Source organism: Photorhabdus sp. CRCIA-P01 (genome assembly GCF_003545805.1).
In the GTDB taxonomy this organism is placed as follows: Bacteria; Pseudomonadota; Gammaproteobacteria; order Enterobacterales; family Enterobacteriaceae; genus Photorhabdus; species Photorhabdus antumapuensis.
Genome location: NZ_NMQR01000007.1, coordinates 76,419 through 92,937 on the forward strand (window position 1 = coordinate 76,419; position 16,519 = coordinate 92,937).

Here is a 16,519-nt window from a genome sequence, read left to right on the forward strand (position 1 = left end):
CTTTTGGTGATTCACAGATGCTCGGCATGGCTCATTACTTTCTCCAGAGCACGCTGGACATCAAGCATGTCTATTTCTTCTGCAAGTAAAAAATGATGCGGCAAGGCAATGTGGCTATGGGAGAATGCCTCCGCTATTGGCAGACTAAAACGCTGCGGCTGAACGGATGACTGAAAGTCTTTGCTTAATGCAAAACGCCGCCGACTCGCGGGTTGGTATAACGTACATTGATTTAATGCGGCATACATAGGCTTACAAGGTAAATTCAACTCTGCTGACAGGGCTTCCGCCAGTTTTTCCACTGAAGCCTTCTCTAAGACAGATTCAGGTAATCCAATGACATAGCTATAATAGACTCGCTCAGTAGTACCTAGAGTGGTTTGCTGAGGAAAACAGTCAATTTGCAGCATCAGTTCATCCAAATATTCAGCATTACAGCGCCGGATAGCATTCTCGGTATCAAGTTTTTCTAATTGAGCTAACAAAATTGCGGCATGAAATTCAGACAAGCAATAGTTCGAGCCCATTAGCTCAGCGGTTTCTAATAACTCCATATGATCCAACGGTGGTGGTACACTGCTTAATGTGCGTCCATCGGCGCGTAGATGGGCTAATCGTCTGGCAATTTGCTCATCTTGAGTGAGTACCGCTCCACCTTCTCCACTGGTCAACAGCTTACTGTGTTGCATGCTGAACGTTCCAGCAATACCAAATGTCCCCACATGTTGACCGGCAAAACGAGCACCGTGAGCTTGGGAGCAATCTTCAATGAGTGGCAGATTATTTTTTTCTGCGATATGCATTAAGGCATTCAGATCTGCAACCGCAGAACCGAGGTGTACAACTGTAATCGCACGACAGCGAGAAGTCATTGCTTTTTCAACCGCATTTGGATCTAAGCATCCTGTCTGAGGATTCACGTCGGTTAGCATTGGAATAGCATTAATATTAAGAACAGCTGATGCTGAAGCGACCCAAGATAAACCAGGTACAATGACTTCATCACCAGCTCCGACCCCTACTGCCTCTAAAGCCATAGTCAAGCTGGCAGTACCGCTGGAGGCAGGAACACAATAATTAGCATTCGTGTAACGTGCATAAGCTTCGGCAAAACGCTGTTCAAAAGAAGGTACCCCTCGGTATGGTCCACTTATTGACCAACGCTGACTATTTAAAACAGAAAGTAGATTATCTACAGTTTCGGAAGAACTTGTAGGCCACCCAGGCCAAGACATTGTTCGAATGGAAGGGCCACCATGTATTGCCAGTTTAGACACGATGAGTAATCTCCTTTTCAAATAAGAAGTGATATTAATCCAGCGAAAAATCCATAGGTATCGTTAAGTTATAGGGGATATGTCTCCCTTTCATTTACATAGAATATCCTATGTAAATTACCACCGGTTTACTAAGTTAAATAACCAATAGCACCGCTACACTCAGTCCTTAAACTCAGTTATAGCTATAGGCTTTCACTTTAATGCAAGGTGTTACACTATTTTTAAGTTTAATTTAAATAAAATTACAAGATTTGAAAAACATTAACATTGGGCATCCTGTTTCTTACTAGAAGATGTATTACCTGGTTAGATTTTTTAATTTCTCAATCCGTGATTTATTTTAAACTCTGTATAAAAATACAAACCACATAAAAAAAATCAATAAATTAACAATCTAATTTTCAATATCGTGATTCACATCATAATTAATTCATCACACGTAAACACCATAAATTAAAATATAATATTACCAATTAGAGTTACACACCAGACAATATATTTAACCTTAATAATCAATCTTATACATTAAAAAATTAGATGCATATGTCAAATGTAGTTTTCACGCTCGATGAAAGTCCCTATGACTTTATCGTGCATTTCTTCTTATTTAAAAGAATGGTTTTTCAATTCAATCGCTTGCTTCAAGTTCTGGAATTAAAGTTAGCTAACTCTATACACTGAGTAAACTGTTTTCCAACTAAATAGCATTTCGTAATACCGATACAGTAGTCAATTTGATTGATTCCTGAGCAGCGTAATATAGAAAAAGATTTTTATAATTAGAATGACGATGAATTTGTTTCTGAATTATGGAACACCACTGCGTTAGATTTTCTAAATCATGTATCAAAATTAGCACAAGAATATTTGGATAAAGATGACTCCCCTTAGTGATTTTTAATGTAGCAATAAAAAAACAGGTTAAATATATACCCTATGGATTTCAAGATGCATCGCGACGGCAAGGGAGCGAATCCCCGGGAGCATAGCTAACTATGTGACCGGGGTGAACAAGTGCAGCCAACAAAGAGGCAACTTGAAAGATAACGGGTATAGCAAGGCAAATTGCTGCTGCCTGGATAAATAATATGCCAGAACGCTCATCCAGCTTAGTGCATATCCTTCGCGGTCACCAGATAGCCGATATCCAGCAGCACCTCGACAACTGCCGAACCAAAACCGCCTGCCTCACCAGTGATGACGGCAATTTGCCGACTCATGTATCAATCCCTTCTTTGAAAGTAGTGTCGATAATCTTGCGGGCGTTAGCCATGGCATCGAAGATACGTTCTTCGAAGAAGCGCACATCATCCTGTGACATCAGCAAGTTGGAATAGATACGCGACAACGGTGAGAACTGGATGCCGTAGTGTTTAGCCGTCTCGCGGATAATGCCGCCGCAGAACTTTACTTTCTCTCTGTAACCCAGGGATTGCTCTACCGGCTCCTGCTGGGAGTGGTACACCAGCGCGGTTGGCATGCCCTGAATCACCAGAGGTAGATCAACCGCTTCAGCCGCCTTGACGAAGACATTAGCGAGTTGACGAGTAATGCCGGCCATGCGGTCGTAGCAGCCCAGATCACGCTCAATCAGTGAAAAGGTTGCCTTGATAGCCGCCAGCCCCAGCGGATAACCGTTGAAAGTACCGGTATGAATTACTTTGCCACGGGTATACAGGTTCATAATGTCGCGGCGGCCAGCAATGGCGGAAATCGGCATTGCACCACCGCCCAACGCCTTGCCGAAGGTCGCCAAATGCGGGGTGACACCCAGCAGTTGCTGCGCACCGCCGAGGCCCAGGCGCACACCAGTGATAACTTCATCGAAAATCAGCACAATATTGTATTTTTCACACAGCGCCTTGGCCTTCTCCAGATAGCCTTCACGCGGGAAAATGCCGCCACCGTTGATACAGATAGGCTCCATCAGCACAGCAGCGATTTCGTCGTGATAGCGCTCAATAGTCGTCGCGAGCACGTCAATGTCATTCCACGGCAGCATAAAAGACTGACCAGTACTCGAACCGCTCTCTTGCCCCCAGGTATCGGGCAAATCGCCCTGGAACTGCTCCGGTGCCGGATAGCGAAGATCCTGCTTATTACACCATCCCATCATGTTATCGGCATTGCCATGGTAATGGCCGTGGAAACGGATAAAGCAATTTTTGCCGGTAAAGCCGCGTGCCAAACGTAACGCATTCTGTACTGCCTCGGTACCACTCAGGCAGAATCGGACCATCTCGGCACAGGGGATGTACTTCACCATGGTTTCACACACTTCCACTTCCAGATCGCAGGTATCCACCGACGTGACCTTGCCCATGTACTGAATTAACGACTCGTTGTAGGCTTCATTGTGATGACCAACAAACAGAGCGCCGAACTTACAGAATAGATCGAGGTGTTCATTACCATCCAGGTCCCAAACGCGCGAGTTGCGCCCACGGTTGAACGGGATCACCAGTGACCGTTCAGGATCGCCGAAGTTGTAATGAGTGCCACCAGGCAGCAGATCCCAGCACTTTTTATAAAACTCCGTTGAACTTTTCAATGACAGTTTTGTTACTGCGTCTATAGATTGCTTACTTTCCGCCTGTGTTTGTGGTGTCGAATTGCCATTAGCATAATCCACACCTTTGGATAAGTTAAACGGCGCATACCGCTTAACCGGTTCCGGAAGCGTGACATGCATAAGCTCAAGCAGTGCAATGCGAGTCAGGTAGGCGGCGCCACTCATCAGCAGGTGGGCAAGTTCCGCCACCTTGCGCTGCGCCACATCCTCCAGTGGCGTACCCTGTAGCCACTCGTTCATCGCCCCCATCGCCGAACCGCACCAGATTTGATAATCCATATGGCGCGTCGCTTCACCGCTTATCGCCCAACGAGATGACTGGCCGAGATACCACTGAAACAGCAGCGCCATTTTTTTCTTTGGCTGCTGCTCCGCCTTTTCAATCACCGCAGACAGGTTGCAACGCTGGAAATAAGCCACCGTCTCCTGCCAGATTTCAGCCAGCGGCTTATGGAAGATCTGCTTTTCCAACTGGGACACGTCCTGAGCGGGGAGCACGTCCAGGCTGTCGTACTGCTTATACAGCGCATAGAGTTTCTGGGCGCGTACCGCATACATACTGCCCAGTTTCAGCACCTGTACTTTAGCGCCCAACTCAAACATATCTGCCGATGGGGCCATCGCCACGTCACCTATCTGCGCCTTGCCCAACATCTGTTTTACCGCCTTAGAAGTGTCGGCCTCCACGCAAGCCTGGTTTATTGAGCCAGTCACCACATACGCCGCGCCGAGGGCAAAGGCAGACAGAATGGCGTGAGGGGTTCCCAAGCCGCCTGCTGCGCCAATCCGCACCCGGAAACGGTGGCCGGACTCGTGCTCAATGTCGTCGCGTAGCTGCACTACGGAACGGAAGATGCAGGATAGCACCCCTTGATCAGTATGGCCGCCTGAGTCTCCTTCCACGGTAATGTCATCCGCCATCGGCACCTGACGCGCCAACGCTGCCTGTTCTGTGGTAATCATCCCCTCAGTCAGCAATTTTTCCAGGATATTTTCCGGTGCCGGACGCAAAAAACACTCAGCAACCTCACGGCGTGATACCTTAGCAATAATGCGGTTTTGGCGCAGAATGCCGCCATCTTGTTGCTGCTTCAGCCCACAAGTGCGGTAGTACACTAATGCCATGCTCAGTTTGATGTAGGCCGAAGCCTCAACCACCCTGACTTGGTGCTCCATGCACAACCGTACACAGGCCATTTCCCACTCCGGGTTGCCGGGGTTGTGCAGTAGGTTGACACCAAATGGCCCGTTGGGCAGGTGCTGACGCAGCGTGGTAATCGCCTTGGCAATACGCGGAATGCTCAACCCGCCAGCACCTAAAATACCGAGGATACCGTGCTGACCCAGGGCGATCACCATCTCTTCTGAATGAATACCATTTGCCATTGCCCCAGCGTAATAGGCCAGACGTACACCATAATCCCGGCGGAAACTATTATCCCCCAGATCGGCTGCCGTCACCGCCGGTAACATGCCGAGCACGACCGCCTGCCCGGAAGGAAGTGGTTCATTGGCCGGTAACAGCGCCACCCTGTCACCCAATTGCACCACTTGCAGAGCGTGATCAAGATCATACAAACTAGCAGAACCCGCCGTCAGCGGCAGCGCAGATGCTGGGTGTTGGTTAACAGATAAACGATGACTCATTTTCATGCTCCCTGTGTCAACAGCGCCGCAGAGGCAGTGGAAGGTAGAGGCAGGCGCCGGGTAAAGCCTGTACCCAGGTTATCACACAGACCAATGACGTTGCCGCGATAGATGATTTCAGCAATGAAGATCAGCGAGATAGCCGTCAAAGTAGTGCTATCATCCTGGTACTGAGCATCGATCGATTTACAGGTCAGGCGATAACGCAACACGTCACGTTCGCACTTCACTTCACTGCGGAATTTGGCGCTGCACTGAAGGTTGTACAGCGTGTGGGAGACCAAATCGCTCTGCGAGTTCAGCCCAAGATAATACAGGTAGAACTTTACCAACTGTTCGCAGCCTTCAACCAATAACGTTCCCGGCATGACCGGATCGTTTTTGAAATGCACTTTGAATACCCAGTGTTCGGGATCAATATCCACCTCACCGATCACCTCCCCCAAGCCAAAAGCACCGCCGGACAAATCAACATTCAGCACCCGACTAAGCATGCGTGAATGTGGAGCAGAAAATTTGACGGCACCTTCATGGGCATACTGCGGACCAAAACAGGCGGCGATGTCCCCTTGCATCAGGGCACTGATATGCTGTTCGTCAAAGCGTTGACGCAAGCAACGCAGTGGCGGAGTGAAGGGTTGGGCCAGTTTTGCGGCGGCAAAATACGGCGCGGTATCTATCTGCCTGACTTTGGCGATCTCGCGCATGGTGAAGAAGCCGGAATTACCTGTCTGTTTTAACACCAGTCGCTCACCGACGTAGCAGTAATATTCATAGGCAATCAAGACCATCCCTCCAGCGCGCACGCAGGAGTTGATATCGACCCGGCCACGCAGCACCTCACCCGCCTTTGGCATCTCGCTGTACACCGTGGTCTGACTGTCTACCGCGCGGTAGCCCAATAGCCCTTTGAACAGGTGGTCGCAGCCGATGACAGTGAAGGCCACTATCAGCGCATGGGAGGATTCCAGGACGATAAAAATCGGAGCCTTGCCATCCACCACATACCAGGCATCAACAGGAATGTCGTACTCCCACTCAATGTAGCAAGGCTCAAGCCGATCCTTAACCGCTGACAGCGCGGTAATACGCGAGACAAACAGGTACGGCGGGGACGGCATACGAGTGCGTACCGGATAACAGTCCACCTTGGCATACTCTGCCCCCAGCACATTCGCAACCAAACCGTCAGTCAGCTCAATAATCTGGCTCTCATCGAACAGCGGCGCACTCGCAGCTGCTGAGGAATGCTCACTGAGGATGTGATTGAGCAACTGATAATAGGACTGCTCAAGGCGCAGATACTGTAGTTGGGTTTGTGCATTGCGCACCAAGTACTTGAGCGCGGTAGCCGCAGGAGTCACCTGGGTATCAGGGTTCGTCGCGATGTTCACCGCCCCCGAGAAATATGCCAGATTGGCCTCGTTGATGATGAAATCGGCCAGCATTTTCTCCCTAGCGGTATAGACCGTGACCTTAAACTCCCCCGCAGCCGGTACCGTGGCTTTTGCAGGCCGGGCACGCGGCCCATCCTGCGATTCGCGCAGGATCATATGACTGTAGGCGCGGTCGATACCGATATGGTTGATTGCCGCACGCCGCAGCCCCTGTGCCGGTTGCGGCCAGAACTGCGTTTGTCTCGGCAGGGAAAAATGATCTCCGGCGCTGTAGGTCAACTGAGTGGATTGTGCATAATCGGGCAACGCCGGCAGATAGCGCTGGGTAAGTTGCAACGCCGCTTTGATAATTCCCAGCAAGCCATTGGCTGCCGACAGATGACCATAGTGCGCCTTCAGTGTACCGAGGGTCAGCGGCGCCTGGCGCTGTGGCGAAGCATACACCCGGCCCAATGCGGCCAGCTCGGTGGCAATCTCATCAGGCCGCCCACCAGCGTAAATTTCAAGGTAGTCTATCTGTCCCTCGGTGCAACCCGCTGCCGCCAGCCCCTGCGTCATCGCCGTAACCATCTCCTCTTCATCGGCGCTGAACGCCAGTTGGCGATCCGCCGCATGGCCGATCGCCAAGCCTTCAACCACCGCATAAATGGGAATGGTCTCGCGCAGAGCATCCTGTTCGCGCCGCAGCACCACGACACCACCACCATCACCCACCGCCTGATTCGCCTGACACGACTGATGGTCCCACAAGACGTTTTCTACCCCGCCGGCAAAACTACAACTGGCAACAATCACGGCATCAACCTGTTGGCGGGCGAGCATGAACTGTGCCAGTTCAAAGGCTTTGAACGGTGCACTCTCTTCACTGTACAACGAGAATACCGGGCCATTCAGGTGCAAGTGAGCGGCAAGCCGACTCGCCACCACGTTACCAATCCCACCGGTAATGCCCTCCGGGTACGGGGTTGGGCACAAGCTATCCTTCAGGATGGTTTGTAACGCCTGCACATCGGTGTCAGGCAGTTCGATGCCGTGACTGCACAGACTCTGCGCCAATTGCCAGCTGATTTCATTGCGTGCCTGGTTACGTAAACAGCCATAGTCCACCCCTCCGGCTACAATCACGGCAATGTTGCGTTTACTGCCGTCCAACGCATAACCCGCGTCGATGAAGGCACGCTCGGCCACCGGCAATAAAAATAGATGGGAAAGCAGATACGGGCCGACTACGTTCGGTGGCAGTTTGAAGCGTTTGCAGTCGAACTCAAATTTCTCAATGTAGGAACCTAGCGGCGGTTGCTCTACCCCTCGCATCGCCAACACATCAGCACGTTGTTCAATGCCCATCCAGCGCGTTGGCGGCAGCGTATATAAATGCTGTATCCCTTGTTGCACCACCTGGTCCAGGGTATCGGTATCCTCCGTCTGCGCCAAGTGTACGCCAATACCCACCAGCGCCAGAGGCGCGATCACCAGCGGGCTCCAGGATTCGCTTTGCGTGGCACGCAACCGTGGATGATCCTCACTGATGACCATATGGGCATTGACACCGCCGAAACCGAACGCATTAATTCCGGCACGCTTTGGCCGGCCATTGGCCGGCCACGGCTGGGTACTACGAACCACGTGTTCCAGACCAAGCTGACCAGCCGGCGTGGTCACCAGTTGCTGCACACCAAGGGTCGCAGGAATCAGATCGTGCTGCATGGACAGGATCACCTTCAACAAGCTGCCCATACCAGACGCCGTCAGCATGTGACCATTGTTGGCCTTGTTAGCTCCCAGTAGTGGCCTCTTTTTCGCACAATCAAAGAAAGCTTCAACCGTCGCCAATTCGATTTGATCACCCACCGGGGTACCGGTGGCATGGCATTCGAGATAGTCTATATCGGGGCTGCTGTTGCGGTAGGCGCGCTCCAGCGCCAAGCGCTGTCCGTTGACGTCTGGCACCAGAATGTGCTTAACCCCAGCGTCGTTGGATAAACCGATCGATTCAATTACGCCATAAATTTTGTCATTATCACGAATGGCATCGGCATAACGTTTGATCGCCACAATGCCAACTCCCTCACCCGCTTTCAACCCTTCGGAGGTGCGTTCAAAGGGCACCGAGGCACCACCATCCGGGAAGGCCCGCAGGATATTAAACCCTTGGTTAACGTAGATATGATCGGCATGGCAAACAGCGCCGACCAGCATCATCTCTGCCTTGCCGCAAGCAAGGTAATCTGCGGCCATTTTTATTGCGTAAAGTGCCGATGAACAAGCGGCATCCAGGGCATAACTCGGCCCCTGCAAGCCCAATGCCTGGGCGGCGATGGTGGCATTATGCCCACCCGTTATCAGGTTAAGATCTGAATGCACCTCTTCCGGCCAGAATTGATCGAAGCTGAAATCTGGTCGTCCAATTAATTGCTGGATATATGGCGTTAATAAACGATGGTAAAACGGGCTCATCAAACGCTTGCCACTATGCGTCGGCATACCTATATTACCAATTAACAACCCCGTCTTTTTTAACACGGCCTGTTTATCACGGTATCCACTATCATTCAGCGCCTCTGCCGCCGTATAAATCGTCCATTTAAACAAATTATCCAAAGTCAGTATTTCATTCTCAGGCAGTGCATAACCTTTCGCGTCAAAGTGAAAATCGCGAACGTGTCCATTTCGGTTATAGCTTATTTTATCAACGGTGCCTGAAACCGGATGATAATAAAATGCAGGATCAACACCGACTTCCTTAGCAGATAACGGGGTTGTACTATCATTTTTCAGGCAAAGGTTTGCCCAGTACTTTTCAATGGTATCTGCCTCAGGAAACAGACAGCCCAGCCCCACAATCGCAATATTTTCCATGACAGAGTAACTCCTAAGCATGACAAGATTCTCCTGAGCGCTACGACTGCCCCCAGGTACATATCAAACTGATTTTGTTTTATCCGGAAAGATTACCTTGTGTTTTTTTCCACCTGTTTCGAGTCGGCTTGGGTGAATAATTCCCTCAACGCAGCCGAGACGGTAAATTTGACATTATGCAAACGACCGTAAATATTCCCCATTAAGTCATGCAAGGTAATATCAACAACCAGCGCCAAGGCGGTTTTGGTATTAATTCGCATAGCAGCATAGAATTCTTCACCAAATGCCAAGGTAGCATATTGTTCAATTTTCCCAATTGCGCATGGCAGGCCTGCTTTATCCAAGCGCTGCATCAGCCAGAATAAGGGCAGTTGCAAAGCGACATCATAGATAAACAGGTTGAAAGAATTGACCGGGAACTGTCCCTGTAATTCAGGCGCTACGTCATCCAGTCGGCATTTCAATATCAGGTATTGATCATCAATATGGATAACCTTGCGTATTCCCTGAAATAGGTTGCCGTGGAACAACATTCTGCCTTGACGCATATCGCCATACAAAGGATGAGCCAGAGCAATCTGAGTGTGCAAATCGGTATGCAGTTCTTCGCAGGCCGCTGCCCGGCGTTGAGTGGTGAGGAATAGCGTGGACTGATAGTGTTCAACCGTGCTTTTTCCCTGCTGACTGGTGATAGAAATATCTACCGCCAGCCGCTCATCCCCTCGCACATAGCCGCAGTTGGGCGTCAACACCGCAGTGTAGTCGCTAGGCTGGGTACCATCAAACACAATCCCCTGCAATACGCTGAAATCCACCACGTCCTGAAGCTGGTAGCCCGGAAAACGCTCTTCACAAATGCGCGTCATCCAGCCAATAGCGGCAGTGGCCGGCAATACCGGGTTGTCGCAGATGACATAGTGGCGCAGGAACGGATTGGCTTCCAGCGTCAACAAACGCTTAACTTGCTCCTCATCCGGCAGCGATTTCACCTGACGCGTGGCCTTGTAGTTTTCACCACCAACAATTACCTGCTTAGATTCAGTATCAGTAAATTCCTGTACGAAATAGCGTGTTCCCACATTGCCAGGAATGATCACCATGTTGCGGGCACTATAGGTACGTTTTAATGTGTCGTTGACCATGCCTCCGTCCCACGGCCCCCAGTTGATGGCACGGACGACCAGACGACTGTCACCTTTCAGTGGTAGGTAAGCAAATTTACTCAGGGTTTCATTGGCCATCGCATAATCGGCTTGCCCGGCATTGCCGAAATAACCGACAACGGATGAGAACAGCATTACATGGCGCAAACTAGCAATATCCACGACCTGGCACAGGTTTTCCAACCCTTTGACCTTAACGTCAAACACCGAGCGTAAATCATCCAGCATTTTCTTCTCAATACGCTTGTCCGCCAGGTTGCCGGCACCGTGAATGATACCCGTCACTGGTCCAAATGCCTGCTGTGCTGCGGCAACCGCCGCCGCAACCTGCTGTACATCGGTAATATCACAGTTCAGGTAACAAGCATCTCCCCCAGCCTGCCTGAGCTCTTGCAAGGTTTGGTTAATCTCATCGGCATATAGCATCCCGCTCAACATGGCATCAATTTTCACCGGCGTTGGCTGAACCTGTTGGGATTGCAGATAGGCGATCGCCGCAGCCTGGCGCTCATTGAGCGTGGTGGTACCCTGTGCCCATGTCGGCAAAGGCGCGTCCAAATCGGTTCTTCCCAACAGGACAAAGCGTGCCTGGCTGAGTTTCGCCATCTCGATGATACATTGGGCCGTGATGCCACGTCCCCCGCCGGTCACCACAAAAACGTCCTCACGGCTGACCTGGAGCGGTGTATCAACAGGTTCCTTCGCTGCAAGCACCAGTGTCATGCGCTCACCATTCACACCACGGCCAACTTCGGTCAGATCGGTACAGCTATCCTGCAACTCTTCGATCAGGATCAGGGCAACATCACGCGGTTTCACTTGGGCGTCGATGTCGAGAGTACGGCAGAATACGTTTTTCCACTCAATATTCAATGATTTGGTCAACCCGCTGACCCCACTTGCGACCACTTCTGCCAGCCCGTTGTCGTTCAATGTGGACAGCGCGCCGTCCCCACGACCTACGATAAAGAAGTAGCCCGCATGGTTTTCATCTCGGTTCAGACTGCCCTGTAAACGCTTGGCCAGCAGGAACGTGGTTTCAATCGAGAGATAACCCTGTGCACTGAACACCTTAGCCAGCGTTTTCACACTCTGCCGTGGCGTCTGAAGGTAGATCACGCCATCAATCGGCCCCTGCTCCTGTTCAATTTCACTGATTGCCGCATCCAATGTGGCTTCATCAGCGCAGTTCAGTACGTAGTGACCGGCGGTTTTGACATACTTTTCATTTTTTGCCATTCCCGCATTCAGAGCCAGTACCGCCACCCGCTGGCCCCGCTGTTTCAGCTGCTTAACCACTTCATCGACAACTGTTTTACCCTCGTCCACCACCAGCCAGAGGCGCGACAACGCAAACGTCAGCGGGTAACAGTCTGGAGCTGGTAACGATCGTAACATTACCGTATAACGAGCAACCCGAGGTTCAACTGGCGCAACCTCTTCGGCAGGAATAGGCTGAACCGCAGGTGTAACATTCAGTTGCGGTTCAGCCAAAGACTTTTTTGCGCTGGCGGCCTTTGACACAGAGGCGGTTGAGGTAACAAAGCCCAGCGTGCGCAGCGGTGTTTCTGCCCTCACATCTTCTGACTCTCTTAGGTTGTGCAGAACTTGGCCTCTATCCTGTTCACTGGGATTGTCTTCAATAAAGGAATCCTTTGGCGCATAGCCCGAATTTTTACGACGGATATCGGCGATAATCTCATCGTTCATTTGTTTAAAAAACACGGAGATCTTACTGATATTGCTCAGTACTTCGATATCGAAAGTTTCCAGATACTTGTTCTTCAACGCATCGTGATAAATGCCGGTGTCTGCGGAAAAGGCATCAAACATCACGCCGAAAATTTCCAGACGTTTGATAGAATCAATGCCGAGATCGGCCTCAAGATCCATTTCCTCATCAATCATATCCTGCGGGTAACCGGTTCTGTCGCTGACGATGGCAACCAATTTGCCAATGATTTTCGCCTCGGTAATTTGCTCAAAATGTTTGATTTGTTTTTCCAGTTCCGGGTCGCTCACGCTGGATTTAGTCGGCGCAACCGGCTGACTCACTATCGGCTCAGAAGTGGTGGCTGGCATGGTCAGGCGCGGCGCGGCAATTTCTCCCATAGTTGGGACCTGCGCGGTGACAGGAGCAGCCTTAGGCGCTACGACGGCAACTGCCGGCTGCATAGCCTGCCCCGACTGGAATAAGCTCTGCTGGGTGGCAAAATATTGCTCATGGTTGGCGTGATACAGCTCCAGGTTTTTATCCAACAACTGCACACTTTGTCCCAGGCTAGACAACATGGCCGGCAGGTTCTGGTGATCCTGGAACTTCTCCAACAGGGTGTATTGCTTGTTCAACAACAGCCCCAGCAGTTGGATATACTCTTTCTGATTGGTTTGGAACTGTTCATGCAGCTGGCTCATGACCCGTTGCGCATGCAGCAGCTCATCCAAATTGCTCTTACCCACGTTCTCATTCAATTGATTATTCTGTCCCATAGTGTTGCCTCGCTTCTGAATTGCAACCGGCGTGCTTTGTTGAATAAATGGAGCAGGACCCTTTAGCGATCCCGTCTTTACCACCGACGCCGGAGCTGGCCTGGAGATCACTGATGCTGCCTCAGGTGCACGGTTGGTGATGAACCGTTCCACCACAGCGGTGTCGCCGTCACGCATCGCACGTTCACGCCGTTCCTGATTCTTATCTGACATGAAAAAACCGCCACTGAGCTTGAAAGTCAGACGATTGTTTTTTTCCTCCGATGGCGGTTGTACACGGGCATGCCGGTCCAGGGCATTTAACCTGACTCCCTCTGCCAGTAACCTGGCCTGGGCTCGCGCCAGTTGTAATCTCTCCTCGCCTTTATGACTGGTACTGACCGAGATGATGCTGTGCTCTCTGCCATTGAGGATGTCCGCAACCAGCTTACTCAACACCCCTTTTGGCCCAATCTCGACAAACAGGCGGCCACCATGCTGATAGATGGTTTCGATCGTTTCACGGAAACGCACTGGCATGACCAACTGTTCCGCCAGCAGGTTGGCAATGTCCGCAGGCGACTTGCCGTAAGGTGCCGCCGTCGCGCTTGAGAACAGTGAGCACTGAGGTGGCTGGAAGTTGATTTGTGCCAAATGTTCGCGAAATGGCGCATAAGCTGACTGGATAAATTCGGTATGGAACGCGGCCGACACGGGTAAAATGCGGCAGTGAATCTGGCTGGCCTTCAGTTCATCATGCAGCTGATGGATCAATCTTGTGGCTCCGGCCAGCACCACCTGCGAAGCAGAGTTATCGTTGGCGACGGTAATCCCCGGATAGAGTTTGAGCACATCTTCACGTTGCTCTGATGTTAGAGACACCGCCAGCATTGCCCCTGCATCTGAGTCTGCTCCCTGGTCAGCGGCGGCAAACGCCGCAGCCGTTCCCCGCGCCAGTGACACACGGTAAAAATCAGCATCAGACAGCACGCCAGCCGCCCATAAAGCGGTAACTTCACCATAGCTGTGACCAGCAACAAAATCTGGGTTAAAACCATTCTCTTTCAAAATCGTAAAATAGCCGGCGCTGATAGCCCCCAATGCCGGTTGGGCATTGGCCGTATCAGTCAGGAGCTCGTTTTGTTGTTGCCGTTCAGCATCGGAAAATACCGGAGTGGGATAAATCACGTGCGACAGCCCCTGACCACGCTCGTTGGCCGCCAGCACATCCAAAGCCTCCAGCGCCTGGCGCATTTCAGGGTAGTCATTGGCAATGTCACGGCCCATATTGACATACTGCGATCCCTGTCCAGGAAACAGCGCCACCACTTTTCCATCCAAGTCTTTGGCCGAGGGCTGGTAGTAAATTCCCAGAGGGTGTTCCCAGCCACTTTCACGCCTTTGCTTCAACTGTTTTACTGCCTCCACCATTATCTCCGCCGCCTGTGTGCCAGATGTGGCAACAAACAACAGACGTGCTTGATGAGGTTGCAACCCGTTAAGATCCTGATGTGCAAGATGCTCACGTAACGCCTGCCCGGCAGACGACGCGCGGCCAAAACGCGCCAGCGCCCCCTCACACTTAGTTAGCAGTTGTTCAGGGTTCTCGCCGCTGAACAGCAACGTGACTACCTGTCCATTCAAACGATAGGCGCCACGCGGCTCTCGCTCATACTCTTCCAAGATCGCATGGAAATTTGTTCCCCCAAAACCAAAAGCACTGAGGGCAGCGCGGCGTGGCGCGCCGTTAAGAGATCGTAACCAGGGACGAGGCTCATTATTGACATAGAATGGCCCGTTATCCCCGGACAGCATTTCGTCAGGCTGAGTGACATTGATCGTGGGAGGTAACACTTTGTGATGCAGGGCAAGCGTCGCTTTGATCATTGATGCTGCCCCCGCCGCACTGCGGGTATGACCAATCTGTGACTTAATACTGCCTATGGCCACCGATTTCGCCGCCACCTTGTGCTCATCGAAAACCATACGCAGACTTTTCAGCTCTGTATTGTCACCGGTGGCCGTCCCGGTGCCATGCGCCTCGACCAGTTGAATGTCCGCTGGAGTGAGGCCGGCACGGGCATAAGCACGCTTGAGTGCTTTTACCTGGCCTTCATAACGGGGGGCAAAAATGCTTTTCGCTTTACCATCACTGGATGCCTCGAGCGATTTGATCACCGCATAGATATTATCACCATCCAACTCGGCGTCTTCCAGACGTTTCAGCACCAGCATGCCAACACCATCACCGAGCATGATGCCATCGGAGTCACGATCGAAAGGGCGCGACAAGTTGCTTTTCGACAGTGCCGGGGTTTTGCTGAAACATACGAAAGAGAACGCTGAATTCTCCAGGTTAACGCCTCCCGTCAGCACAGCATCACAGCTGCCTGAATTGAGTTCACCGATAGCAGCTTTGATCGCCGCCAGGCTGCTCGCACAGGCGGCATCCACCATGTAGGACGTCCCACCAAGGTCAAAATAGCTGGCGATGCGACCACAAGCCACATTACCGAGGAAACCGGGTAAACAGTCCTCATTCCATTCAAGGCATGAATCATGCACCCGGTCGATCACTTCGTCCACAACCGCCTCCGGCAAACCGGACTTGATCATGATTTTACGCAGGTACGGGGTTTGCTGACGGCCCGCCAACGAGAATAAGGTATTGCCGTTACCGCCGCCGCCCAAAATAACGCCGATGCGATCGCGGTTCACTCGCTTGTTTTCTTGACCAATTAATCCCGCATCCTGCATTGCCTGTTTAGCCACATACAATGAAAATAATTGTACGGTACTAATTGAATCAACAATGGCCGGTGGAATTTTAAATTCCACCGGATCAAAATCAATAGCAGGAACAAAACCGGCTTTATGACCATACGTTTTATCCGCAGCCGACGCATCTGGATCATAAAAATCCTCTTTGCTCCAATATTCTATCTCTGACACAGTGGTAATATCAGTCAAAGAATCTCTTTTAGCCATTATGTTTTCCCAGAACTCATGCAGATTTGAGGCATCAGGGAAATGGCTGGCCATGCCGATAATAGCAATATCGCCCTGGCCTTTTTTATCGTGCACTAAATATGTCTCAGACATATACTCCTCACGCTTTAGGTGAAATAA

At 51.1% G+C, this 16,519-nt stretch carries 4 protein-coding genes; all 4 read right to left on the minus strand.

The features are described 5' to 3' along the window. Positions 1-11: 11 nt before the first annotated feature. Positions 12-1,277, minus strand: coding sequence for a DegT/DnrJ/EryC1/StrS aminotransferase family protein (locus D3222_RS06940; RefSeq protein ID WP_198672763.1), 1,266 nt, complete (start codon positions 1,275-1,277; stop codon positions 12-14). A 1,219-nt stretch (positions 1,278-2,496) separates the two neighbouring features. Beyond that, entirely contained in the window at positions 2,497-5,499 is a 3,003-nt protein-coding gene (locus tag D3222_RS06950; protein WP_118985507.1) for a PfaD family polyunsaturated fatty acid/polyketide biosynthesis protein, read from the minus strand. Between the two features lie 2 nt (positions 5,500-5,501). Beyond that, a complete protein-coding gene (locus D3222_RS06955) occupies positions 5,502-9,755 on the minus strand; it encodes a hotdog fold thioesterase (RefSeq protein ID WP_118985508.1) in 4,254 nt (1,417 codons plus the stop codon). Positions 9,756-9,847: 92 nt separating this feature from the next. Continuing rightward, positions 9,848-16,492 (minus strand): type I polyketide synthase, encoded by a 6,645-nt coding sequence (locus D3222_RS06960; RefSeq protein WP_118985509.1) that lies wholly within the window; start codon positions 16,490-16,492, stop codon positions 9,848-9,850. Positions 16,493-16,519: the final 27 nt, after the last annotated feature.